Below are 22,891 nucleotides of genomic sequence, written 5' to 3'. Positions count from 1 at the left end.
AACACGAACGATATGACTGACCCGTCCGACCCGGACACGTCTCCGCTTTTCGAGGCGAAAGATTTCGACGAATCATCTGTGTTCGCGCCGGAAGCGCTGCTGGAGAACGCCCGCCGGCAGAAGCATCTCCCGGAACGATCCGTTCCGGAGATCTGTATCCTCGATCCGGACGGAGACATCGTGCGCCAACTGACAGCCACTGGAGAAGCACGTAACGATGAAGCGTGGCCCGGCTATCACACCGACCTCTATCGGTTCGAACGAAACGGGGAGGAATTCGGTATCGTTGGCTGTGCAGTGGGGGCCTCGTTCGCTGTCCTCGTTGCAGAGCAACTGTTCGCCGCCGGCTGTCGATTCCTCGTCAGTGTAACCTCCTCGGGACAGATTGTACCGAAGGACGACCCGCCTTACTTCGTTCTTATCGAACGTGCGCTCCGGGACGAAGGGACGAGTCATCATTACCGATCCACGAATCGCTACGCAGCGCTCGATGACGAACTCAGTGCTGTGGTCGAAGAGGCGTGTGAAGAGGTATCCCGTCCAGTGTATACGGGGGCAACGTGGACGACTGATGCCCCGTTCCGGGAAACGGAGGCTGCAATCGAACGTGCTCGGTCAGAAGGAATCCTCGCCGTCGAAATGGAAGCAGCAGCGCTGTATACGTTCGCGGACGTTCGGGATCGCCCGGTAGTTTGCCTCGCGCACGTGACCAACCAGATGGGGCAGATTGAGGAGGACTTCGAAAAAGGAGAAGCGGACGGAAGCCAAGACGCGTTAGAGGTAATCACCACGACCGCTACCGCCTGGAGATCGCTGAATTGAGTGTTTAATCGCCCGCCCCGAATCCTGTGAATACAGCACGGCTTCTTCCTGTTCAGTGGGCTGGTTCTGGCTAGTTCGAGTGACTTCCGGGTCGCCGTTACACCGCTCTCCCGAAGCTGTCGGTCTTCTGAGTACAGCCTCTGAGTCGGTCACGCAGAGTTCAGCCGGTCAAGAGTCTGCCACGTCAGAAACTGCGAACTCACCGGTAATTTGCTACAGAATTAGTCGATCTCCCTCGCCAGTCGAGCGCGGCAACTGAGCGTGATTCGGACGCGGCTGCTACACGCCGTCAGGCGGCCACCGAGAAAGCCTCGACCGGTCGTTCTCCCACGCCACCAGCTCGAGAATCGACGGGACGAGCGAGAGTCGCTGCTCGAGGACGTTCACCGGATGGCTGTCGTGGAACACGGCCGGTTTCCGAGCGATCGTCTCGTCTCGATAATCAAGTTGGAAGTGACACTTCCCGAGGTCGGGGTGGGTTTCGTCCTGGTGCCACCTGAGCGAGTAGTGCCGTCCCCCGTCGATCCACTGAATCTCGTAGGGATCGTGCTCGGCGTCGAAGAACGTGATCTCGTAGCCCGCAGCCTCGAAGGTGTCCCCGTAGCCGCGGGTCTCGGACACCTGTGCGACGCGAGCGAGCTCGGCTTCGGTAAACGGGCAGTCGTAGCTCCCCCCATGGAGCTTCAGCGTGTCGCGGGCCAGCACCACCGCGAGGTCGTACGTCGGCGGCGTCCTCAGAAATCTTCGATTTCTGATGGGCTCACGAGAGCGGAGCGCTCGTGAACGTCCAGTGGATCGACGGCCGAGAGGAGCGCCGGGACGGAACCGACGTGATCGAGGTGGCCGTGACTGACGACGACGGCGTCGGGGTCGACGTCACCCACCGGAAACGTTGGCGGGTTCCCCGAATCCATGCCGAAATCGAGTAGCAGCGTGTCGTCGACGAGAATCGCGCTCCGGCCGATCTCGCGTGCGCCACCCAGCCACTGGACGTCCATTAGCGAGACGTTCGGCCTCGGTCGGCTTGCCTCCGTTGGTTCGCTACGACCGGGCGAGGGGTCCAAAAACGGGCTTGGGGCCGGACGTCGATGTTACCGATCCCGGAGCCGACGCCGATCGCTCGGACCGTCGCGAGCACCGGAGCGGTTCGGCCGGCTTCGACCACGGCGTTCGTCCGAACTGAGTAGTCGCTCGAGTTCCCGTTCGAACTCCGCGTCGGTGAGCTCGCCGTCGACGTACCGCGAGCGGAGGCGTTCTTCCGGGTCGGTCTCGTCGGTGGAGCGCCGCGGCGCGTGCGTCCCGTCTTCGGTCGTCGACCCGCTATCGAGTACCGAAACCAATCCGATGACGGCCAGGACGAACACGCAGAGGACGGCGAGCGACGCGATCATCGAGAGGACGGCTGTGACGACCCAGAGACCGATTCCGACGATCGTTCCGACGACGCTCAGGACGATCCCCGCGAGTACGAGTGCGCCGAGTGCTTTCAGGAGGACGGAGCTGAGACGTCCCATACGTTCCGTTCGTCGGACGATCACAAAAGTCACGCGTGACCGTAGTAGCGACCGTCACGATTCGCCGGTTTTCAGGCGAGTCGACGGATCACGACAGCGGCGTCAGGACCCGTTCTGCAATTCGTCCGCGCCGGTCGTCCGAGCGGCGGTCCGCTCGGTCAACCCGATGAGGTAGACGTCGAGCAGACAGATCAACAGGATCGCGAGCGGGACCGCCACGTCGGGATAGCTCACTGCATCGAACTGCAGGGCGGTCACGACGAACGGATCGCTCGGCTCGAGGGCACCGGACAGCGATCGCGCGCTCAGGAACGCGAGCGCGAGGCCGTACAGGACGAACCAGATTCCGCCGCGCTTCCACTGACCGAGGTAGCAGTGGCCGAGGCCGGCGACCAGCGCCGAGAGCGGATACGCCGGCCAGACCGGTCGCGACAGCTCGCTCATCGGGCGGGCCTACGTCACGGAAGACAATTTGCGTTGCCATCCCGACCGGTGGGTTATTTCCGGTACTGGTTGATTCCGAACCGATCGTAGCCGCCGTACGCGAGCTCGAGCGACCCGATCCACCAGTTCCACCGCTCCGGCGGAGGCCCCTCCGGGGCGTCCGACAGCTCGTCGATGACGAGGTCGTTCGTCAGGGTCGCTCCCACGTCCCGCTGGTACTGGCCCGAATCCGCGAGATCGACGGCCTGCCGAACGACCACCCGCGACTGCCCCATCGTCCCGCCGAACTCCTCGCGCAGGCGAATCTCGAGCCGCCCCGGATCGATGAACACGGGTTTCCGTAGGCGTTCTACCTACTTGACTGTTCGAGCGGAACGCGTGTCGAAACGATACTGAGCCGGTCGGCCGGGAGGACGGCTCGAGCAACGCGAGAGCCGTCGGACTCGGGGGAGGGCAGGCGCTCGCCCAATACGACCGCGAGCGACCGAAGGGAGCGAGCGGCCTTTTTTGGTCGAGATTTTTTGCGTGAGGGTGAACGCAGTGAACCCGAGCGGAAAAAAGGTCGGTGCGAGTGCTTTTGATCGACCTTTTACCGAGTGACGAGCGGCCGGGAGCGCTAATAGCGCTCCCGGCGCGCTCAGAGCGCAGAGTAAAAGGTCGATCGATGATCTTTTGACCGACGGCCGTCTTCCGTCGGGCATGGCAAGTTTCACTGTCGTTGTCGGCGACCCGGAGTCCGGGTTGGCCCACCAGCTCGAGGCGGAGGAACAGGACGCGAACCGCTTTATCGGCAAGTCGATCGGCGAGGAAGTCGACGGTGGCGCGGTCGGCCTCGACGGCTACACGCTCGAGATCACCGGCGGCTCCGACGAGGCCGGTCGCCCGCTCAACCGGGACGTCGCGGGGGCGAACCTGAAGGAAGTCCTGATGAAAGGCGAGCAGACGGGCTACAAGCCGTCGCGTGACGGCGAGCGCCGCCGGATCACCGTGCGAGGCCGCGAAGTGTCCGACGCCGTCGCACAGATCAACGCGTCGATCGTCGAGCGAGGGAGCACTGACGTCGACGAACTGCTCGCCGACGGCGACGGCGACGACGAGTAAGTCGTCGACCGCCCGTTTTCATTTCGTTTCAATGACTGATAGAATCGCGAGCGACCATCCCTCGGTGCAGACGGTCCGCTCGACGTGTACGGAGACGGCGACCGGCGTCAAACTCGAGGTGCCGGCCGAGGATCGCGAGGCGTTCTCGACCGACGAAGTCGTCCGCGTCGTTCTCGACGGTGACGAACTGTTCGCACGAGTCGAACGCGCCCTCACGGGCGATGCGTTGTCGATTCCGGGGATCTACGACACGCCGGACCTGGCTCGAGACCCGAGCGGCGCGACCGATCGGTTGGCCGAGTGGACCGCGGAGCACGACGTCCCCGCGGGCGGATCGGTGTTGATCGACGTCGTCGAACCGGCCTTTCTCTACGGGCTTCGCTCGCCCGGCGAGACGGCCTACTACGACGCCCGCGAACCGCCAAGCGACAGCCTGAGCGACATCGCGGAGACCCTCGACGACGAATAGCACCGGCGCACAATTTCACCGCGTCTCACCGACGGTGGCCCGGGCTGCGTCGGCGGCTGCGTCGCTGCAGGGATCGGTTTCGAGCGGCCGGTGTCGCAGTCCGTCGGGTGCGGGGTCGAAAACGCGGTCGCTGCTCGCGTCGATCACGGAAGAAATACGCAGCCGTTCAGAGGCGCGGCAGGAAGGCGTACAGCAACAGGCCGAAGGCGAGGTGTTGGACCATCGTCCGTTCGACGGTCGCGCGGACGTACTCCTCGTCGTCGATGGAGTACTCCTTGGTTCGGACTTTCGCGTGCATCGAGAGCACGTCCTCTTCCTCCAGATTGTGCAGGCTCGGGTAGACGGTCCCCGGACTGAGCTGGGCGCCGAAGAGGTGGGTCAGATCCGAGAGGAGCTCTTTCCCGTGGGTTTCCTCGTGCAACGCGATGAGCATCAGGAGGATCTCGTCCAGGTTCTCCTTGATGATGGCCTCGTCGAACTGGACCTCGTCGGTCGGGAGCGCGCTGTTTACCTGCTCCATCAGCTCGTCGAGTTCGCGCTCGACGTCTTTCGTTGCATCGTCGGACGATCCGAGCGAGATGTCGTACGATTCCGACTGGTTGTCCGCAGTCGCCGCTTTCGACAGTTCGTCGAGCACGGAATCGGTGTTTGTTGTGTCCTTACGCATTTCGATCACCAGATGGGTTCGTGATCGATCCCGGTTCGTGCTCCCCAACCACGTATTGCCGACGCACTGCCGAACGCGGGCTCGTTCACGACTACTGATTCCCTGACGCTGGGGGATATTAAGGGACAGGGAACCGAACAGTCTCCCAAATATATAAATCAAATGCCGATGAATGACATAATAACTGACTACTCGTCGACTCGTGTCCTGATCTCGGAGAGTGACTATAGGAAGGTTGCATATGTGCAGGGAAACACTGATAATGATCGAAATACTCCAGTTATCGGGCTGGTACCAAAGGCCTTGATAACTGTTGTGGCCTCGTACCGAATATATGGTCAGTGTGTCGACGGGCCGTCGCGGATGATACTGACCATCTCGTTGGGTTCGTCGGCCTCGTCTTCGTCGTCGTCGATCCGCCGTTCGACCCGGCGTTCGGCCATCCGCGCGATCATCACGTGTTCTTCGAGGTCGTCGCCCCGAATCGTCGCGATGTACTCGAGGCTCTGAGCGTGCGCGCTGAAGAGCGTTCCGCTCAGGGACTCGAGGGGGTACTCGAGGGTGGTCGGTTCGTCGTACCGCTTGTTGTGGATCTCTCCCATCGAGAGTCCGCGCAGGTACGAGACCATCTGCTCGCGGACGAGGGAGCTGATCCATCCCAGGTCCTCGTAGTAGCGCAGGCAGTTCAGCGCGCCCGTCGTGCCGAAGGTTTCGCCGAGAAAGCGGGCCCACTGGATCGTGGCGTCGGTGCGCCCGGCCGATCGTTCGAGCGTCTCGAGGTAGGGCTTTGAGTCTGACATGAGTGGCCGGCGGAACCGGTCTATTGGTGTTCCAGTCGTCCAGCGGTCAAGAAGATTCGCGTCATTACGAACGGTGAGTCGTCGGAGAATCGGACTCGTCCGGTGGCGATCGACGATCAGCGCGATTCGGGCGAGTTCCCTCCCACTTCGGGACGCTGTCGGGGGAATCAGACGCTGATGACCACGTTGACCACGTACTGTGTGACGACGGCGACCACTGCGCCGAGCCAGGTCAAGAAGACGAAGTGAACCAGGGCGCTGATCATGTGGCCGCGGTCGGTGAGCCGGATCATGACAGCCGAGAGCCCGGCGTTGATGATGATCGTCAGGATCAGCAGGAACTCGATGGTCCGGATGTTGTACTGTTCGGTATTGAGTATACTGCCGGCGATGTCGCTCTGTTCGCCGAGGTTCATCTCGCTCGTGATGTCCATCATGATCTCGACGACCTCGAGGCCGACGAAAAACGAGAAGACGGCCGAGGCGGTGATCCCGTAGAGGACGCCGATGAGCGTCATCGTCGCCTGCTGGCGTTGTTCGCGGACCTTGAGTACCTCGTTTTGGTTCTCGCTGATGACCTGTCCGAGCACCTTCGGATCGCCGCCCATCTGGCGGCCGACGACGTACATATCGCCGAACTTCTGGATGAGATAGGAGCCGGTTTCGGCGGCGAACAGTCGCCAGGAGCGGATGTCGTCGATCCGCATGTTGAGTCGCTTGTAGAGCGCGTCGATGTTGTCCGTCAACGCCCCGAAATCTTTCCGGCGCAGGCTCTCGAGGACGCTGCCGGTCGAGGTCTGTTTGACGCTCTCGACCGCCCCGAGCGCGCGAATGAAGCTGGGGAACTCCCCGTCGCGAACCTTGACCTTCTGTTCTTCCTGGCGCATCCGCCAGCCGGGGAGGAGCAGCGGCGTCACGGGAATCGCGGCCATGATCGGCAACGGGGCGCGGTCGGCGATGGGCGGAACGTATCCGAGCATGGCGGCTATCATGACGATCCCGAGAACGATACTACAGCCGATACCGATGGCCATCGCTCGCGGGATCCGATTCAACGGGCCGGTCCCTTCGGTCTCCTCGATGTACCAGAGGGGGTCGTACGGCGAGATGACGTGGATCGCGTAAATGAACGCCACCTGAACGATCGAGAACATGACGATGGTCCCGCCGATGAGGAGGGTCGGGTTCGTGCCGATCAGGATCGGCAGGACGATCGCGAACACGAGGATGAACGCCACCGACAGCATCATCGACATGTACAGCTCCTTCATCACGTCGAGTTTCGCGAGGTCCGCCTCGTATCGGGTGACGAACTGCTGGATAATCGTGTCCTGTTCGTCCATCAGGAAGTCGCTGATCCGCTGGCCGCCGCCGACCGTGTACGCGAGGCGCTCCAGGAAGTCCGTCAGGAGGGGGCTCGTCGTCTGTTTGGCCCGGAGCCGGCAGGCGTCGTCGAGGCTCTGGTTCCAGGTGTCGACCATCGCGACGAGATGGCCCATCTCCTCAGCCAGGGCGTCGTACTCGTCTTCCTCCGCGAGGGTGCGGAAGATCTCGACGCGGTTGATGTTCGTCATCGAGAGGACGGTGATGTGGGTCAGGAACAGGTGAAAGCGCTGCCGGATCTGCTTTCGCTTGCGGTCCTGGGCCAGCTTGGGATAGATGATCGCGACGACCATCGCCAACAGTCCCAGCATGACGACCGGGAGTCCGACCATCAGGGAGAGCCCGAGGACGAGGACCGCCACTCCCGAGCCGACGAAGAACGCGAACGCGGGCGCGATAATGAGCAGCAGATACCGCGACGCGGACATGTCCATGTTCGCGTACGCCATGTTGAGCGACTCGAGCAGCGATCGAGCGCTCATATCCGGCGCTGACTGGGAGTCGGTCGACATGGTCTCAGGCGAATTGATCGATCCCGCTGATCCGAATGGGCAGTCCCTCGAGACCGTCGCGCTGGAAGTCGGCGATCGCCTTGTTGACCTCGTGGTAGCCCAGCACGTCGGCGTCGATGAGCTGTCGGATGATCTCCGCCCGGCGGTCGAGTTCGTCGTAGATCTCGCGGGTGTCCTGATAGCCCAGCAGCGTCGCGATCTGTTCCTCGAGGACGAAGGAGTTGTTCCGCCCCGTGAACGCGACCTCGTCGTCGCGGGGGTCCCACTTGAACGCCTGTCGGGTGACGACGCCGCCCTCGTAGTCGGAGTAGCCTTCGATCTCCTGGACCGAGGTCACCCGACGGAGGACGTCGTCGCCCTGCTTGACCCGATTCTGGAACAGGGCGACGTCGCAGTTGTCCATGAACGTCTCGGGGACGTTGATCGGGGCTCCGGTAAAGCGCTGGATCATCGAGACGATGTCGCTGGCGTGGAAGGTCAGCATGACCGGGTGGCCGGTCTGGGCGGCCTGGAACGCCATCTGTCCCTCCGCTCCGCGGACCTCACCCACGACGATGTAATCCGGGCGCGATCGGAGCGCGGCAGCGACCAGGTCGAACATGTCGACGTCGGCCGACTCGTCGCCGGATCCCTCGCGGGTGAGCAGCTGCTGCCAGGTGTTGTGCGGCGGGACGACTTCGGAGGTGTCCTCCGCCGTGTAGATCTTCGCGTCCCGCGGAATGAACGACAGTGCCGCGTTCAGCGTCGTCGTCTTTCCCGAGGCCGTCTCGCCGACGACGAAGACGGTCTGCTCGTTCTCCAGACAGAGCCACAGGTACGCGGCCAGTTCCGGACTCAGGGTACCCCACTTCGTGATCTGGAAGACCGACAGCGGGATCTCCTCGCCCTGCCGGATGGTCAGCGACGGGCCCTGGACGGAGACGTCGTCGGAGTAGATGATGTTGATACGCGAGCCGTCGGGCAGGGTCGCGTCGATGATCGGGTCGGAGTCGCTGACGGGGTGGTTCATCCGTTCGCCCATGTTCCGCAGCCACTGTTCGAACTCCTCGGGCGTCCCGAAGTCGACCGTCGCCGAGATCATGCCGTACGTGCCGTGATCGAGGTAACACTGTTTCGGCCCGATCACGTGGATGTCCTCGTTCGCCGTGTCGACCATCACCGGTTCCAGCGGCCCGAGTCCGACGATATCGCGCTGGAGCTGGTAGCGCAACCGGGTGAACTGGTCCTGCGAGAGCGAGACCTTGCTCCGCCCGAGCGATTTGAGCCGCCCGATCGACTGGCCGGTGATCCCCGACCCGACTTCGACGACTTCGTCCAGCAGCTCGTCCAAGTGCTCCTCGAACTCCTCATCGTCGCTCGGCGCCGGTCGGGTGACGCTCTTGTCGAGGATGCGCTGTCGGAGCTGGTTGTACAGGGCCTTGTCCTCGTCCTCGAGCGTCGGCTCGACGCAGTAGTAGGTCGTGTCGATCCCCATGTCGCCGTGGACGTGACAGAAGATCGGCGACTCCGCTTCGTAGATGACGTTCGGCCGATCGGACTCCCACTCGCCGCTCGGCTCGTCGATGAGCTTCGGATACTCGCCGTACTCCTCGGAGAACCAGTCGAGGTGTTCCCGCAGGTGGGGGTGCTCGGCCGCCAGTCCGTCCAGTTCGCTCTCGAGTCGTGCAGTGCCGAAATCTGACATCGTTACGCCACCGTCCTGCTGACGATCGAGACGCCACGGCCCTGCTGGACGCTGAAGCCGATGGAGTCGTCGACCGGACTTTTCATGTTCTGGAAGCGCCGGACCAGGATCTTGCGTCTGATCTCCTGGCCGACCGTGTTCGTCTCGATCTGGAAGTAGATGTCGGCCACGTTCCGCAGCGGCCGCAACGCGTCGTCGCGGACGCTCGTCGGGTCGACCGTCAGCACGACGGACTTGTCCCGCATCGTCACCTGCCGCAGGAACGTGACGAGCCGCTGGATGACGTGGTCCTCCTCGCCGTCCTTGCTTCCCGCTTCGTAGTTCGGATCGTTCCGCAACAGCGCGGAGAGCGTATCGACGAAGACGACGTCGGCCTTCCAGAGCGTTTCGGCGCTCGTGAGTCGGCCGAGCAACTGGCGCTCTTTGCCCTCGTTATGGGTATCGACGTTCGCGTGCAGGAACAACAACTGCTCGTCGAGCAGGAGGTCGACGACGTCGTAGGACAGCGAGTTCATCTGCTGGACGAACTCCCAGGACTTCAGTTCCGTCGAGACGTACGTGACGTACGCGTCCTCCGTCGCCAGTCCGTAGGAGAACCGTTGCGAGATCGCACTCTTTCCCGCACCGTCTTGGCCTTCGATAAGCATGATACTCCCCGCTGGAATCCCGCCGCCGATGGCGTTGTTCACGCGATCCCGTCCGGTCAGTCCGATGGAGTGATACTCGGTCATGGGACGTAGAATTCGAACACCTCCTTCGCGCCGTTGGTCGTCACCTGCACCCTGTGTTCTTCGCCCGTCGCGAGCGACCGGTCGATCTCGATCGCGGCGACCGTCCCGTCTCGCCAGGGACCGCCGCCGTCCTGGACCGTGATCGCGAACTCGTCGCTCGAGACGTACGAGCCGTTGACCAGTATGTCGAGGCCGGTGCCGTCGGTCGCGAGCGTCTTCTGGCCGGTGTTTTTGACGAGGAGCGTGATGTTCTCGGCACCGTCGGAGTTGTACACTGCCCCGCTGCCCGGATCGCTGATGATCTCGATATCGGTCTCGATCTTGTCGGTCATCTCGCCGCTCTTCGTATCGACCGAGTTGCTGATCTCGTTGACGTTGGTGACCAGTGTCCCGGCGACGCCGGCGGCGACCAGCATCGCGGCGATGAACAGGATCAGCGTCGAGACCGAGTCGCCGGCCATCGATTACAGCACCTCCGTCGCCGCGATTCCGTGTTCAGTCACGATCTTCACCCTGTTCGGCCGCTCGGTCGAGACCGTCACCGTCAGCGTCTCGCCGGGCTGCCACAGCTCCCGATCGGCGGTTCCGTTCACGCTCGTCTCGTAGGACTCCTGATAGACGCCGTCGAGCAGGAGATCCGTCTCGGAAACCGAGAGCACCGTCGACCCAGTGTTGTTCACGTCCATGGTGAAATTCCCGTTTCCGTTCGCGTCGTAGCTCGTAGACGCGATCTCGATCGCCGTGTTTCGCATCTCGAGCGCGCGATCGTCGTGGTTCTCGATCGCGGTCGTCCGCTCCTCGTAGGCCGTCTGAAACACCGGGTAGGCGATCCCCGCCGCGACGAGCACGCCCACGAAGATGATCGCCGTCGCACCACTGGTACTGAATCCCACGTTCGATCACCGTCCTCCGTCGTCGATCCGCGTCACGTCAGCTCCCCGTTTCGGCGTCCGGCTCGATCTCCCGTTTCGTCTCGTGGATCTCCTGCAGCTTCATGATGTACGTGTAGCTGTCGGCGTGATCCTCGGCGGTCAGTTCGTCCGGCGTCGCCCCGGGGTCGACGTGGATGTCGAGATCCGGGCCGCTCAGCATCGCCTCGAGGTGTGCTTTGACCTCCTCGTCGATCCACCCGATCTCGGCGTAGTAGGAGATCGCGCGCAGCGTCGCCGCCGGACCGGCCGTCCGGACGAGTTCGGTCAGCCACTCCAGGACGATGATGTCCGTCGCGTACGTGTTCGCGAGGCTCTCGAGGGTGACGTCGGACCCACCGTCGTCGTCCGAATCCGCCTCGGTATCCGGCCCGTCGACGCTTTCGGTGGCCTGCACTTCCACGGTGGTGTCGTTGCGCGCTTCCTCACTGGTATCGCCGTCGCCATCGTCGAACGCGATCGTTTCACCGCCGGCGTCGCCGCCGGCCGTGTCGGCCCCCGCCGCCGTCGCGTCTTCGATAGCGCCCTTCAGGTCGCCGAACGAAACCGTCTCGTCGCCGCTCGTCGACCCGCCGTCGGCGACCCCGATCCCGGGTTGCTCGTCGGCCGCCGGATCGTCCTCACCGAAGACGCCGAACCCGTTTCGTTCCTCGCCCGCCCCGGTAAACGGGTTCACGTCGTCGGTCAACATGTCGTAGACCCCGAGCAGCTGACGAACCGTGTCGTTCATCTCCTCGACCTGGTCCGCGACCTGCTGTTGGGAGTCCCGAACCGAGCCCAGCTCCGTGCTCTTGTCCTCGAGTTGCTCCTCGAGTTCGTCGATCCGATAGTAGAGGTCGTCGAGCTCTTCCTCCTCGGCCGACGACGACCCGCGGCCGAACAGGCCACCGCCGCCGCTCTCATTCGCCTCGGACTCGGCGGTGTTGCCGCTCTCCGTCTCGTCGGCCGTTGTCTCCCCTCCCGCCTGTCCGTCGGCCGCATCGTCACCCTGGGCTTCCTGTTGGCGGCGTTGCTGCTCGCGCTGGCGGCCTCGGCGCCCGCCGCTATCGCTCAGGAAGTCTTCGAGGAAAGTGCGGAGGGAATCGAGTCCGAAATCCATGTTACGTCGTTGCGTTCTTGGTTCGACGTCTCGCCGCGCTCCACCGGTGCCGGCGGCGATCTTCGTCGGACGATGCAGTCATACTACTCCCCTGTAGTGGGGGTGCTCCTATAGATGTCCGCTCGAGTTCCGCCGCCGAATCGGCCCGCGTTTCGAATCGTGAGTCGAGTCTCGATACGCGGTCTGAGGTGATACGGAGCTTGATAGTCCGACTAGGCGATGTGTCGGTCGGGGTGCATCCCCAGATACTGTGATGCCAAACCACTCGCCTCACGCCGGAGTTCGACGGGACACGACTGTTGGCCCGTCGCCACGCCCATCGAGGGAGCGACGGGCCCAGCCCGTCGAGCCGGCTGCCGGCGCTCACGCGGGCGTCTCGAGGACCCACGGTGGCGCACGACGTCGCGACGGGTTCGGACGGGCGAGGACGGCACTCAGGGTGTACACATAAATGTTCGAAGCAATTACAGAGAGAGACGAGCGCGGTCAGGTCGGTATCGGTACCCTGATCGTCTTCATCGCGATGGTGCTCGTCGCAGCGATCGCAGCAGGCGTATTGATTAACACGGCCGGGCTCCTCCAGAGCCAGGCCTCGAGTACTGGCGAAGACACGCAGCAAGAAGTTGCGAACCAAATTAGCGTAGTGGATGCAGTCGGTACGACTGGTTCAGACGGTATCACCGAGATACGAATGACTATTAAGAAGTCCGCTGGCTCTAACGCTATCGACCTGACATCTGCAACAGTGCAGTACACGAGTGATACTACTTCTACAACACTCGTGCATGACGATGACTCCGCATCTGCTTCCGCCTTCACGACAGAAGCAGTTGGCGTTGGTGGTGGAACTCAGGACAACTCTCTTACTAGTAGCGAACAGCGTGTTACGCTCACGATTGATGTGGCATCTATCGAAGGTACCTCACTTGCAACTGGATCTGACGCAACGCTAAGTATTGTCGATCAGTCCGGTGCAACGACCGTCTACGGCGTTACCGTGCCGAACACCTTCGGTAACAAAGACTACGTCATCGTCTAATAGGGATCACCTACCCTCGATTTTTATGGACATAGATCACCAGTGCGTCGTCGTTACCGCGCTTTGCATACTACTCGTTACGCTCGCGGCCGGACCGCTGGTGCCCGCAATCGACGCGACCGAACCCGCCGACGAATCCGTCGATCTCTACACGTCTTTCGCCGGGAACGAAGAGAGCGTCTCCGTCGACCGACAGTTGTTCGTCTCGCCGACGCAGGTTCACGCCGAAAACGTCTCGCTCGAGCAAACGAACTCCTCCTCGCATCGACTCGAGATCCCCGACGCGCTGGTCTACGTCGAAACCGGCGCGGAACCGGTCGTATTGACCTACCGCGTTTCGGTTCCCGAACTGAAGTACAACGGGACGACAACCAGCAGCGTCGCCGCTGGAACGGAAAAATCAGTTTCCCTCTCGATCCCCGATGAACAGGTCCAGGGGACCGAAAACTCGAGCGTCGAGGCCACAATTACCATCACCGCCGAATCGGGCGACAACGAGTTCCCGGTGACTACGGAGACTATCCAACTCGAGGTGCCCGAATGAGCACGGCCCATCGCGTCCGCGAGGAATTGACGGGGCTCGAGGTCGACCGAAAGGTGCTGGTTCGACTGCTGTTCGGCGATCGGACCGGACTCACGATCTACCTCGGTGCGCTCGCGCTGTTCGCCCTCTACTGGCGCGTCGACATCTTCATCGTCGACACGTTCGCCATCGGGAACGCGCTCGTCGCCGTCTCGGAGGGCCAGCTCCACATTACGCAGGCCGTCTACGGCCCGACGGATCCGTCGACGCCGGGGATGAACATCGTGGACGGACGGCTCTATGCGCGAAACTACGGCCAGGTCGTCTTCGCGCTGCCGTTCCTCTTGGGGCTCGAGGCGATCGCGCTGGTCGCGGACCCGCGAATCGCGATCGCGGCGGTGTGGAGCTTCCTCGTGCTCGCCTTCTGTATCCAACTCGGCCATCTGTTCGGGCGCGGCCGCCTCGCGACGCTGACCGGCTGTGCGCTCGCGTTCGGCCTCTTTCAGGCGAACCTCGCGACGGCGACCGCCCTTCCGCCGCGATTCTTTCCACTTGTCGCGCTACAGGTGAGCACGATGGTCGCGGCCGGGTTCGTTCCGGTCGTCCTCTACCGGCTGTTCGCCCGCGCACACGGGCGACGGGTCGCGATGGCCGCCGGGATCACCGGCGTCGTGCTCGTCCCGATCGGCTTCTGGGCGTCGATCCCGAAGCGACACGCGTTGACCGCGCTGCTGGCCCTCATCGCGCTGTATGGCTTCTACCGAAGTCGCGTCGCCATCGCCGACGGCGACGAGGGGGTCGCGTTCCGAGCGCTCGCCTACGCGACGGTCGGCGCGACGGCCTGGATCCACGCCCCGGAAGCGCTGGCACTGTTCGCCGTGCTCCTGCCGCTGGATCTGCTGACGGCTCGCTCGAGGGATCCGCGCACGCTCGGGATCATCGGCGGCGTCTTTTTCGTCTCGCTGCTGCCGTTTTTCGTGACGAACACGCTCATCTCCGGAAATCCGGTCAAACCGCCGCGGCTGCTGTCGGCGTACACCGGCGGCGACGTGCTGGTCGACAACGTGGGAACCGGCGCGGGCAGTGCCGAACCGACCGGCGGGGAATCAGCCGACGGAACGGCCTCCGGCGATGGCGGCTCGAGTAGCGAAACGCCCGAGGGGACGAACAGCGAAACGGCCGAGGGAACGAGCGGTGACTCGACTACCCGCCCCACGGGCATACTCACCCGCCTCGTCGGCGGAGCGATCGGGTTGGCGTCAGCCGGGATCGACGGTGCACTGGACGCGCTGGACGTGTTCGGCGGCGTGCTTTCTACCGGATTCGACGCGCTTGATGCCAATCGCCTCTCCCACGTCTTTCTTCGAAGCGGACGTATTCCGGGCGTCGACTACAGTCAAACCGGCGGCCAGACCGTCGAGCTGACCATCGCCGAGTCCGCACCCGTCCTCGGTGCGCTCGTCGCGGCTCCAGTCGTCGCTGTCAGACGGATCGCACAATCTCACTCCGTCCGGCGGCGACTGCGCGACCCGCTCACGCAGACGGACGTCTTCGCCGTCTGCTACGTCTGCCTCTTCAGTCTCATGTACCTCTCGCGGCTCCCGCTCCACTCGACGATCACGGTTCGCTACCTCGCTCCGATCGTTCCCGTGCTGCTCTACGGCGTGTTCCGCCTCGAGCCGATCCGACGGATCGCGAACCGAGAGTTCCGTTCCCTCGCGTTAGCGACGTTCGGGTTCGCGGTCGTCGGCGTCGCCGTCTCGATCGCCGTCTTCAGCGCGGTCGACTGGTCCGTCGGAACCGTCGTCCAGACGCATGCAGTCGTCAACCTCATCGTCGCCGGCGCGCTCGCCGCGTGGATCGTCGTCGCGACGCGGACCGACAGGTGGGACCGCGTCGGCGCGCTCGCGCTCGCGCTGGCCGTCGCCGCGATGGCCGTCTTCCTGCTCCTCTCGGGGCTGGAGTACTTCGGCACCGGGCGACAGTTCGCGCTCCCCATCGCGGACCTCCTCGAACAGCACATTCAGATCAGAAACTCATGACCGAAGACAGCCACGACACCGACACGGTCCTCGAGCCCGACGACCTCGAGCTCGAGGGCGATCACGTCCGGGAACTCGCCGAGAATCAGTACGTAATCAGGGCGGGCAGCGACGAGCAGAACGCGGATCACCTCGTCGACGGGGACACGGCGGGTCCACTGACGGAGCCGTCGGTCGAGACGAACGGGGGTGCGCTCGCCGATGCGAGCGAACCCCACGGCGTCGATATTACGCTCAAGACCGATGGCGAAATCGCCCACCATCGCGCGACCTCACACGACGTCCGCGAGGTGTTCGTCGATCTCCTGACCTGGTACGCCGGCCAGCTCGACGACGACATGTCCCCCAGTGAGGCGCTGCAGGTCATGCTCGCTGCGTCCGATCTCGACGTGTAGGGCGGCCTCCTGGGGTACCAGCGCGTGCGGACCCGCGAGACCGTCACGCCCCGCACTCGAGTCGACCCTCGAACAGGGAGACGCGAATACCGCCCTTTTTCCACGTCGAGCGAGAATCCGACGCCATGAGTAACCCACGCGAAGCGTTTCTGGCGGGCGAACGTCTCGATGATGTCGCGCTCTTTCTGGCCGACTCGTACGTGTCGGACGACCGGCTCGAGCGGTTCGGCGATCGCGTCGACGACGGGACGCTGATCGTCGTCGACGGCGAGCGGGGTCGAGGGGCGTTTCAGGCGGCGACGGGAACCGGTGCGATGGAGTTCGCAAAGTCCGCGATGAGCACGGAGGGTGAGATCGACGGCGACCTGACGGGCGGCCACTGTCCGGACGCCTCGGACGACGAGGACCACGCGATTCAGTTCGTCTTCGCGTTCGCCGAAGCACAGAACGAGGAAGTCGGCGGTATCTACGCCGAGGCGGCCGTTATCCACGCCTACGCGCAGTGTACGTGCGGGACGGCGTTCTCGGATCGGTGGAACGTCACCGAATGAGTGCGGTACGACGACGACCCGTTCGCTCTCGACCAGTGTCAGAGGACTGTCAGTCTCGAGGAAGGCATACTCTTTTGCGGCCCAGCGGTCTAGAGTGACACCATGAGTTCGACCGAAACCCCGTACGAGACCGGCCGCGGGTTCGGTCTCTCGAGCCGCGAAGCGCAGGTCATCGGCGGCGCGAGCGCCCTGATGGCCGTCAACGTTCTGTTGATGTACGTCCTCGTGGTGACGCCGCTCGCGTCAGTCAACGACTACCTGTTTTCGTTCCCGATTATCGGCGCGATCGCCTACGGTGCGGCGATCATGGCCGGCCAGCTGGTCGCCGAGCGGGGCGTCGAGGGCGGCGACATGGGCATCGCGTTCGTCGGGATGGTGATCCTGCAGTTGGCCTTCGGTATCTTCGGGGCCGGGGTGCTTCGCTTCGCGCCTCGAGAGTCCCAGCTGACGATCCTCGCCGTGACGGCGATCGTCGTCGCCCTGGTGACCGCCGTGATCTCGGCGTACGTCTACGCCCGGTCGAAGACGTTCGAGCACTGGGGATCCTACGCCAACTACGCGTTCATCGGCGGCGTCGTCGCGATTTTGATCGGGACGTTCGTTCCGCCGGTGTTGCTCGCCGGCTTCGTGCTGATCTTTCTCGGCTTCCTGCTCCGACTGGGCTGGGAAATCTGGAAAGTCCGCGACCGGCGCAGCGAATCCGTGGCGCTGCAGACGATCGGCGTTTACATCGCCGTTGCCGGGGTGTTCGTCCACGTGCTCCAGCTCGTGATGCGGTACTTCGCGTCGCGGCAGTGATCGGGTGGCTCGAGCGAAAGCGGACATGCCCACGGGAACGACGACGAGTCAGAGGAAGGCGACGGCGAGCGACGCCGTGAGGCAACTGATGACGAACCACCCGGCGAAATTCCACCAGGGGACATCGCGATACCGGGGGCCGGGGAGGTCGTCCGTGTAAGTCCAGTGGCCCTCGGCGACGCCTCGGTGGTCAGTAAGCACGTCGTAGGCGGTCGCGAGCGCGCCAGCGGCGACGACTGCGGTCCAGCCGTCGGTAACGAGGAGTGCACCGCGAAACGCGACGTAGATCGTCCCGGTCCACCCGAACAGCACGTAGAGCGGGACGCCGGCGACTTTCGGGCCGATGTGGTGTTCCAGCCAGTCGAGGCCGATGACGATTGCCTCGCCGGTGAACGCGACGAGTGCACCGCCGCCGAAGAACGCGACCGTCGCCGATAGCGGCCACGTGACTGTGGCGTGAACGAGCGCGAGGACGCCCACCGCGGCGGCCAGTCCGGAGAAAAGGCGTTCCTGAGACATACGGAACTATCTCTGGTACGAAATGAAAAGAACGCTGAATCTCTGTTCGCGTGGTCGACGAAAAAGCGGCGTAAGTCGGACGAATCCGACTGCTGTCCCGGGCCGATCAGTCGTCGCTCGGTTCCGCGTCGCCGTCGGTCTCCTCGGCCGCGTCCGCGATGACGTCACGAAACGCGTCGAGAATGACGCGTTTCGTCACGGCACCGCGGGTCGTCCAGTGGTTCGCGTAGTCGAGCATGTCGTCGTAGATGTCGGGCTTGCAGCCCGCGGCCTTCGGGTGGCCGCCGCCGTTTACTTTCCCCGCGACCTCGTGGCACCGTTCGAACTCGTCGGTGCCCCGAATCGAGGCCGAGCCGGCGGGTTTGACGATCACCGACGCGTCGGCACCCTGCTCGCGCATCGCTTCGGCGACCTCGTTCTGCGAACAGCGACCGTAGGTGATGCCGACCGTGTAGCCGCCGATCTCGCGAAGCTCCGCCCGGCCGACCGCCTGATCGATGAGCGCCTCCTTCTCGACGCGGCGCTCGGCGATGTAGTCCGTGACCCACTCGGGCAGGTCGACGCCGTACTCCCGGACGACCTCGACGTACTCCGCGGGATCCGTCCAGTAGGCGTAATCCGCCAGATCGTCGCTGCGCGGATCCTCGCGCAGCCAGAGGTCGTGATCCCGGGTGACGGCGGCCAGTTCCTCGTACATCGGATCGAAGTCGTACTCGAGCGAGCGAAACACGACGTCCGCGCTGCACTCCTCGTCGGAGTCGCCGATCACGAGATCAGCCCCGGCGTCGCGGACTGCCCGCGCGACGTCGTCGCCCCACTGGTGGTGGTCGTACCACGACACGCGGTCGGCCGTTTCGAGCGCGGCCGCGAGTTCGTCTTCGACGTACTCGTAGCGGTCCGGTGCGAGATCGCAAATGAAGATATCGATCCCCTCGTCGCCGTACTCGGCGACGCGAGCCATTGCGTCCTCGACGTCGTGGGGGCTCGCGGGCACGAGCGCGACGTCGTGCGGCGTCGGCTCGGGTTCCTCGAGGGGGTCGTCGTCTCCCGCCGCGATGACGACGTTCTCCTCGTCGGCGTCGTCGGTCGCGTCGGCTACCGGGTCCGGCTGACCGTCGGTGTCATCCGCGTCAGCCTCCGCCTCTTCCGGTTCCGGGACGTTCTGTACGTCGCCGTAGGCCTCTCGAATCAGGGCGACGCAGGCCAGTCCGTCGGCGTCAGGATCCGCGATGACCGCGACCTCGGCCCCCTCGAGCGCGGCTTCGGTCTGTTGCTCCTCGAGGTCCTCCTCGAGCTCGTCGGGCAGGAAGAAGCCGGTTCCCGGAAGGACCGATTTGCGGGCGAGCGACAGATCGTCGCTCCGAATGAGTTCGTCGTACATGATACGTGCTGCGTGACCGTGGGGGAAGTAATCGCCGGTATCGCGAGCGGAGAGGAGGGCGTCGAATCGGCGGATAACCGCCATCGATTCGACGCCGATCTGACGACGCCCTCAGGCGTTGGCGGCCAGGGTTTCCCCGTCGTCATCGTCGTCCGCCGGTGCGAGTTGCCGCACCGTCAGGACGGGCACCGGTGACGTCCGGACGATTCGCTCGGCGACGCTGCCGAGCAGGAGCCGATTCTCGCCGTGGCGACCGCGCGTCCCCGTCGCGACCAGATCGGCGTCGATCTCGCGGGCGTACTCGCAGATCTCGGCGGCGGGGCGACCCTCGCGGGTGGCGGTCGTCACGTCCCCGTCCGCCCGCTCCTCGACGGTAGCGACTGCGGCCTCGGCGGTCGTCTCGAGGGCGGTGCGGAGCTCCTCTCGGAGTTGCTGGGGCGAGGCGTCGACCTCGCTGGCGTCGATCACCGAGAGCGCGTGGACCTCGGCGTCGAACCGGTCGGCGAGATCGAACGCGACGTCGACGGCCCGTTTCACGCTGTCGGAGCCGTCGGTGGCGACCACGACCGTATCGAACATGAGAGACCGTTTCGGGCCGGAGAGCAAAAACCGGTCGGTCGATGACCGATCGACCGATCGCCGAAACGGGCCGATACCGGGTTCGATTCCGGGAGTCCCGTCGGCGATCGAGGACTCGGATCGCGTCGCGAACGGTTGTCGCACGCGGCCGTCGACGGTCCGGACCGGTCGGGACAGCCTTTTTACGGCCGCCCGCAAAATCTCCGATTATGGACGACAGCGAGCCGTTTACCGTCGACACCGTTCTCGCACCGGTCGACGGGAGCGACGAGTCAGCCACCGCCGTCGAGTACGCCGTCGCCGTCGCCGACCGCTACGATGCCACCGTGCACGCGCTGTACGTGCTCGGTCGCGGCGTCGTACGGGGGCTAGACGCCGGGACGGTCGAGGACACTGACGTCGCGGAGCACACGCAGGGGTTCTTCGACGACATCGGACGGATCGCCGACGAGGCCGACGTTCCGCTCGCCACCTCCGTCGACGACGGCTTCTCGCAGACGCGGAAGACGCGCCACCCCGGCAACGTCGTCCTCGATACCGCCGACGACATCGACGCCGACTTCATCGTCCTTCCCCGGGAACCAGTCACCGAAACCGAAGCCGAGGTCCTCGAGAAGGCCGCCGAGTACGTCCTCTCGTACGCGAGCCAGCCCGTTTTGTCGGTGTGATCGCGGTCCGTCTCGCGGGGTGCTCGAGACGCCGTCGGCGACGGCCGTCCGCGGGACCGCACGCCGAGCCGATATCTCTCCTCTCCGTTCTCGGCGGTACCGTCACGACTGTTCGTTGTCCTGGAGGTTGAGCCCTGCAACGAGCCGAGCGGTGACGATCTGTTCGACGATCGCGATCAGTTGCGTGTCGTCACCGATAGCATCGGCGAAGATCCCGAGTTGGATCTCACCGCCGGCCATCTCCCGGTGCCCGCCGGCGCTCCCCACGTCCGCGAACGCCTCGTGGAGGACGTCCCCGATGTGAACTCGCGTATCCGTCGAGCGCGCGCTCAGATGGATGCTCTCGTCGACGATACCGTACACGACCGCCGTCTCGACGCCCTCGAGCGTGGCGAGATAGTCCGCCGCCTGCGGGAGGGCGTCGCGCTCGCTCGTCCGGCCGACGTGCGTGATGAGGACCGACCCACGCACCGTTCGGTTCCCGATGGCCTGCGCGATGGCGTCGACGGTCGCGCCGGTCACCGAGGGTGTCGATAGCTGTCGCAGCAGATTCAGGTCCGCGGCATCGTGGAGCGACCCCGCCGCAGCGTACTCCTCGTGCGTCGCCCCCCGGAGAAACCCGAGCGTTTCGCGACGGATCGCGAACAGGAGCGCGGTCGCCAGCGTGGCGTCGAGGTCGATATCGAACTCCCCGACGTACTGGGTGAGGATCGTCGCCGTGGCACCGATCGTCTCCCGGTGATCGACGAACCGTGCGTCGATGGCCTCCGCCGGGTGGTGGTCGATGACGATGTCGACCGGGGTCCCCTCGGGGACCCGATTGTTCGCGCCGGGGGTCGCGTGGTCGACGAACGCGAGCAACGAGTCCTCGGACCGGTTTCGGACCCGTTCCGGATCGAATTCGGTGAGGTCGATATCGAGGAGATTGATGAACGCCCGGTTCTGTTGGTGGGAAATGTCCCCGCTGTAGAGGATGCGCCGATCGTCGATCCCGACGGCCGCGGCGATCCGCCCGAGCGCGAGCGCGCTCGCGAGGCAGTCGGGATCCGGATTGTTGTGGCACACGATCGTGAGCTCCTCGGCCGGCGTCAGGACGTCTCGAAGCGACTGCGCGTCACTCATGATTCGTGATACCGTCTGGGACCCCCTCCCGTACAAGCCTACTGGACGTGCTCTCCGTTTCGCTCCGCTGCTACCGAAATCGACCGCCGTCAAACCGGTCTCGACTACCACGCTATTGGTGACACGTACCGCTCGGAAACGGGATCAGTGCTCGTCGCTTCCCTCGAGCAGGATCGCCATCTCCTGTTCGAAGCTCTCGGTGCCGGTGGACTCGAATCCGACCCGCTCGTAGAGGGCGATCGCCGGGTTGTTCCACCGTTCGACGGTCAGCCACACGTGGTCGATGCCGATATCGCTCGCGTGACCCAGTAGGTTCTCGAGCAGCGTCGTCCCGATGCCCGCTCGCTGGTAGGCCTGCAGGACGAAAATCGCCAGCTCCCACTCGATGTCCGATCTGTGCTCGATCGCGGAGAGGTCGTCGGTGTCGGGGACCAACATCGCGTGGGCGATGACGTCGTCACCGTCGCGGGCGACGACGTTGACGCTGTCGTCGCCGATCGCCTCGAGCCAGGTTCGGATGCGCTCCTCGCCGGTCGGCGGGATCCCCTGTGCGCGATCCGTGGGATCGAACTCGGCGTACATCCCGACGACTGCATCGAGCGTCTCACCGGTGAACGTCTCGGGTGCTCGGATCTCGATCGATCGCCCGTCCCTGTCCTCGATCGTCGTCGGCGGCGAGGGGAACGGTCCGGACGGTTCGTCGGGATACTGACGCGTGCCGACCATCGTTATCGCACCAGCTTGACGGTGGTCGGCGCGTTCAACAGGACGAACTCCGTGATCGGACCGAGCTGAATCTTCCCCATCGGGCTCAGGGTCCCGCCGCCGATGACCAGCTGGTCGAACTCGCCTCGCTCCGCGTAATTGACCAGCGCGCTTCCGGGATCCCCCTCGAGCGTTTCGACCTCGACGTCGCTCATGTCGGCCTCCTCGAGCGAGTCGAGGGCCTGCTGGTACATCTCGTCCTGCGAGCGTTTCGATTCGGGTTTGTCGACGACGACGATCGTCAGGTCGTCACCGACCTCGCGGGTCCGCTCGATGGTCCGTCGGAGCGTCTTCACCGACTCGTCGCTGCCGCCGAGACCCAGCAACACGTTCATACGAGTGCTTGTGAGCCGA

28 protein-coding genes and 1 pseudogene are annotated in these 22,891 nt (G+C 64.3%); 10 read left to right on the top strand and 19 right to left on the bottom strand.

What is annotated here, in order from left to right:
* The first annotated feature begins 12 nt into the window (after nucleotides 1-12).
* Nucleotides 13-822, top strand: a complete 810-nt coding sequence (locus NDI89_RS03650; protein WP_277520152.1) for a nucleoside phosphorylase — start codon at nucleotides 13-15, stop codon at nucleotides 820-822.
* A gap of 540 nt (nucleotides 823-1,362) precedes the next feature.
* Here the strand turns inward: NDI89_RS03650 and NDI89_RS03645 are convergent.
* The 4 genes and pseudogenes from NDI89_RS03645 to NDI89_RS03630 all read right to left on the bottom strand — a co-directional run.
* A pseudogene (locus NDI89_RS03645) lies at nucleotides 1,363-1,820 on the bottom strand (MBL fold metallo-hydrolase); the annotation flags it as partial.
* 93 nt (nucleotides 1,821-1,913) lie between these two features.
* A complete protein-coding gene (locus NDI89_RS03640; protein WP_277520151.1) occupies nucleotides 1,914-2,336 on the bottom strand; it encodes an SHOCT domain-containing protein in 423 nt (140 codons plus the stop codon).
* Nucleotides 2,337-2,438: 102 nt separating this feature from the next.
* Complete coding sequence (locus NDI89_RS03635) at nucleotides 2,439-2,780, bottom strand: hypothetical protein (RefSeq protein WP_277520150.1); 342 nt, start codon at nucleotides 2,778-2,780, stop codon at nucleotides 2,439-2,441.
* Between the two features lie 53 nt (nucleotides 2,781-2,833).
* Complete coding sequence (locus NDI89_RS03630) at nucleotides 2,834-3,112, bottom strand: WNWW family protein (protein ID WP_277520149.1); 279 nt, start codon at nucleotides 3,110-3,112, stop codon at nucleotides 2,834-2,836.
* A gap of 367 nt (nucleotides 3,113-3,479) precedes the next feature.
* Between NDI89_RS03630 and NDI89_RS03625 the strand changes: the two genes are divergently transcribed.
* The gene (locus NDI89_RS03625) at nucleotides 3,480-3,881 is read left to right on the top strand and encodes a 30S ribosomal protein S6e (RefSeq protein WP_277520148.1); all 402 of its coding nucleotides are present in this window, start codon (nucleotides 3,480-3,482) and stop codon (nucleotides 3,879-3,881) included.
* A gap of 31 nt (nucleotides 3,882-3,912) precedes the next feature.
* On the top strand, nucleotides 3,913-4,350 hold the full coding sequence (locus NDI89_RS03620) for a DUF7112 family protein (protein WP_277520147.1): 438 nt from the start codon (nucleotides 3,913-3,915) through the stop codon (nucleotides 4,348-4,350).
* A 15-nt stretch (nucleotides 4,351-4,365) separates the two neighbouring features.
* Here the strand turns inward: NDI89_RS03620 and NDI89_RS03615 are convergent, their stop codons facing one another.
* The 9 genes from NDI89_RS03615 to NDI89_RS03575 form a co-directional block, all read right to left on the bottom strand.
* Complete coding sequence (locus NDI89_RS03615) at nucleotides 4,366-4,497, bottom strand: hypothetical protein (RefSeq protein ID WP_277520146.1); 132 nt, start codon at nucleotides 4,495-4,497, stop codon at nucleotides 4,366-4,368.
* A 19-nt stretch (nucleotides 4,498-4,516) separates the two neighbouring features.
* A complete protein-coding gene (locus NDI89_RS03610) occupies nucleotides 4,517-5,017 on the bottom strand; it encodes a helix-turn-helix transcriptional regulator (RefSeq protein WP_277520145.1) in 501 nt (166 codons plus the stop codon).
* Between the two features lie 338 nt (nucleotides 5,018-5,355).
* On the bottom strand, nucleotides 5,356-5,817 hold the full coding sequence (locus NDI89_RS03605; protein ID WP_226004261.1) for a FlaD/FlaE family flagellar protein: 462 nt from the start codon (nucleotides 5,815-5,817) through the stop codon (nucleotides 5,356-5,358).
* A gap of 167 nt (nucleotides 5,818-5,984) precedes the next feature.
* Nucleotides 5,985-7,712, bottom strand: coding sequence for an archaellar assembly protein FlaJ (gene flaJ / locus NDI89_RS03600; protein ID WP_277520144.1), 1,728 nt, complete (start codon nucleotides 7,710-7,712; stop codon nucleotides 5,985-5,987).
* Nucleotides 7,713-7,716: 4 nt separating this feature from the next.
* A complete protein-coding gene (locus NDI89_RS03595; RefSeq protein ID WP_277520143.1) occupies nucleotides 7,717-9,396 on the bottom strand; it encodes a type II/IV secretion system ATPase subunit in 1,680 nt (559 codons plus the stop codon).
* A 2-nt stretch (nucleotides 9,397-9,398) separates the two neighbouring features.
* Nucleotides 9,399-10,127, bottom strand: coding sequence for an archaellum protein ArlH (gene arlH, locus NDI89_RS03590; protein WP_277520142.1), 729 nt, complete (start codon nucleotides 10,125-10,127; stop codon nucleotides 9,399-9,401).
* Nucleotides 10,124-10,588: an archaellum stator protein ArlG gene (gene arlG / locus NDI89_RS03585; RefSeq protein ID WP_277520141.1), complete on the bottom strand. Its 465-nt coding sequence runs from the start codon at nucleotides 10,586-10,588 to the stop codon at nucleotides 10,124-10,126. The genes arlH and arlG overlap by 4 nt, the downstream gene beginning before the upstream one ends.
* Nucleotides 10,589-10,591: 3 nt before the next feature.
* Nucleotides 10,592-11,020 (bottom strand): archaellum stator protein ArlF, encoded by a 429-nt coding sequence (gene arlF / locus NDI89_RS03580; RefSeq protein ID WP_277520140.1) that lies wholly within the window; start codon nucleotides 11,018-11,020, stop codon nucleotides 10,592-10,594.
* A gap of 37 nt (nucleotides 11,021-11,057) precedes the next feature.
* The gene (locus tag NDI89_RS03575; protein ID WP_277520139.1) at nucleotides 11,058-12,155 is read right to left on the bottom strand and encodes a FlaD/FlaE family flagellar protein; all 1,098 of its coding nucleotides are present in this window, start codon (nucleotides 12,153-12,155) and stop codon (nucleotides 11,058-11,060) included.
* A gap of 451 nt (nucleotides 12,156-12,606) precedes the next feature.
* Here NDI89_RS03575 and NDI89_RS03570 point away from each other — a divergent pair, with 451 nt between their 5' ends.
* The 6 genes from NDI89_RS03570 to NDI89_RS03545 all read left to right on the top strand — a co-directional run bounded on the left by NDI89_RS03570 (nucleotide 12,607) and on the right by NDI89_RS03545 (nucleotide 17,503).
* Nucleotides 12,607-13,194 (top strand): archaellin/type IV pilin N-terminal domain-containing protein, encoded by a 588-nt coding sequence (locus tag NDI89_RS03570; protein WP_277520138.1) that lies wholly within the window; start codon nucleotides 12,607-12,609, stop codon nucleotides 13,192-13,194.
* Between the two features lie 25 nt (nucleotides 13,195-13,219).
* Entirely contained in the window at nucleotides 13,220-13,738 is a 519-nt protein-coding gene (locus NDI89_RS03565) for a hypothetical protein (protein ID WP_277520137.1), read from the top strand.
* A complete protein-coding gene (locus NDI89_RS03560; RefSeq protein WP_277520136.1) occupies nucleotides 13,735-15,759 on the top strand; it encodes a hypothetical protein in 2,025 nt (674 codons plus the stop codon). The genes NDI89_RS03565 and NDI89_RS03560 overlap by 4 nt, the downstream gene beginning before the upstream one ends.
* Complete coding sequence (locus tag NDI89_RS03555; protein ID WP_277520135.1) at nucleotides 15,756-16,154, top strand: DUF7500 family protein; 399 nt, start codon at nucleotides 15,756-15,758, stop codon at nucleotides 16,152-16,154. The genes NDI89_RS03560 and NDI89_RS03555 overlap by 4 nt, the downstream gene beginning before the upstream one ends.
* A 125-nt stretch (nucleotides 16,155-16,279) precedes the next feature.
* Nucleotides 16,280-16,705 carry a DUF5807 family protein gene (locus NDI89_RS03550; RefSeq protein ID WP_277520134.1) on the top strand — a complete coding sequence of 142 codons (426 nt, stop codon included), beginning with the start codon at nucleotides 16,280-16,282 and terminating at the stop codon, nucleotides 16,703-16,705.
* Between the two features lie 102 nt (nucleotides 16,706-16,807).
* Nucleotides 16,808-17,503 (top strand): hypothetical protein, encoded by a 696-nt coding sequence (locus NDI89_RS03545; RefSeq protein WP_277520133.1) that lies wholly within the window; start codon nucleotides 16,808-16,810, stop codon nucleotides 17,501-17,503.
* Between the two features lie 48 nt (nucleotides 17,504-17,551).
* On the opposite strand, the gene NDI89_RS03540 is transcribed toward NDI89_RS03545, so the two are convergent.
* The 3 genes from NDI89_RS03540 to NDI89_RS03530 all read right to left on the bottom strand — a co-directional run bounded on the left by NDI89_RS03540 (nucleotide 17,552) and on the right by NDI89_RS03530 (nucleotide 19,982).
* Nucleotides 17,552-18,022 carry a carotenoid biosynthesis protein gene (locus NDI89_RS03540; protein ID WP_277520132.1) on the bottom strand — a complete coding sequence of 157 codons (471 nt, stop codon included), beginning with the start codon at nucleotides 18,020-18,022 and terminating at the stop codon, nucleotides 17,552-17,554.
* 106 nt (nucleotides 18,023-18,128) lie between these two features.
* Complete coding sequence (locus NDI89_RS03535) at nucleotides 18,129-19,403, bottom strand: DHH family phosphoesterase (protein WP_277520500.1); 1,275 nt, start codon at nucleotides 19,401-19,403, stop codon at nucleotides 18,129-18,131.
* A gap of 111 nt (nucleotides 19,404-19,514) precedes the next feature.
* Nucleotides 19,515-19,982 (bottom strand): universal stress protein, encoded by a 468-nt coding sequence (locus tag NDI89_RS03530; RefSeq protein WP_277520131.1) that lies wholly within the window; start codon nucleotides 19,980-19,982, stop codon nucleotides 19,515-19,517.
* Nucleotides 19,983-20,191: 209 nt separating this feature from the next.
* Here NDI89_RS03530 and NDI89_RS03525 point away from each other — a divergent pair, with 209 nt between their 5' ends.
* Nucleotides 20,192-20,650 (top strand): universal stress protein, encoded by a 459-nt coding sequence (locus NDI89_RS03525; protein WP_277520130.1) that lies wholly within the window; start codon nucleotides 20,192-20,194, stop codon nucleotides 20,648-20,650.
* Nucleotides 20,651-20,752: 102 nt separating this feature from the next.
* Here NDI89_RS03525 and NDI89_RS03520 read toward each other — a convergent pair whose 3' ends face one another.
* The 3 genes from NDI89_RS03520 to NDI89_RS03510 form a co-directional block, all read right to left on the bottom strand.
* Nucleotides 20,753-21,772, bottom strand: a complete 1,020-nt coding sequence (locus tag NDI89_RS03520; RefSeq protein WP_277520129.1) for a DHH family phosphoesterase — start codon at nucleotides 21,770-21,772, stop codon at nucleotides 20,753-20,755.
* 144 nt (nucleotides 21,773-21,916) lie between these two features.
* On the bottom strand, nucleotides 21,917-22,498 hold the full coding sequence (locus tag NDI89_RS03515) for a GNAT family N-acetyltransferase (RefSeq protein WP_277520128.1): 582 nt from the start codon (nucleotides 22,496-22,498) through the stop codon (nucleotides 21,917-21,919).
* A 2-nt stretch (nucleotides 22,499-22,500) separates the two neighbouring features.
* The gene (locus tag NDI89_RS03510) at nucleotides 22,501-22,872 is read right to left on the bottom strand and encodes a universal stress protein (protein WP_226004243.1); all 372 of its coding nucleotides are present in this window, start codon (nucleotides 22,870-22,872) and stop codon (nucleotides 22,501-22,503) included.
* Nucleotides 22,873-22,891: the final 19 nt, after the last annotated feature.

It is taken from the genome of Natrinema salsiterrestre (assembly GCF_029502005.1).
In the GTDB taxonomy this organism is placed as follows: Archaea; Halobacteriota; Halobacteria; order Halobacteriales; family Natrialbaceae; genus Natrinema; species Natrinema salsiterrestre.
The sequence above is the reverse complement of the archived record's forward strand: the minus strand, read 5'-3'. Positions and strand labels throughout refer to the sequence as shown.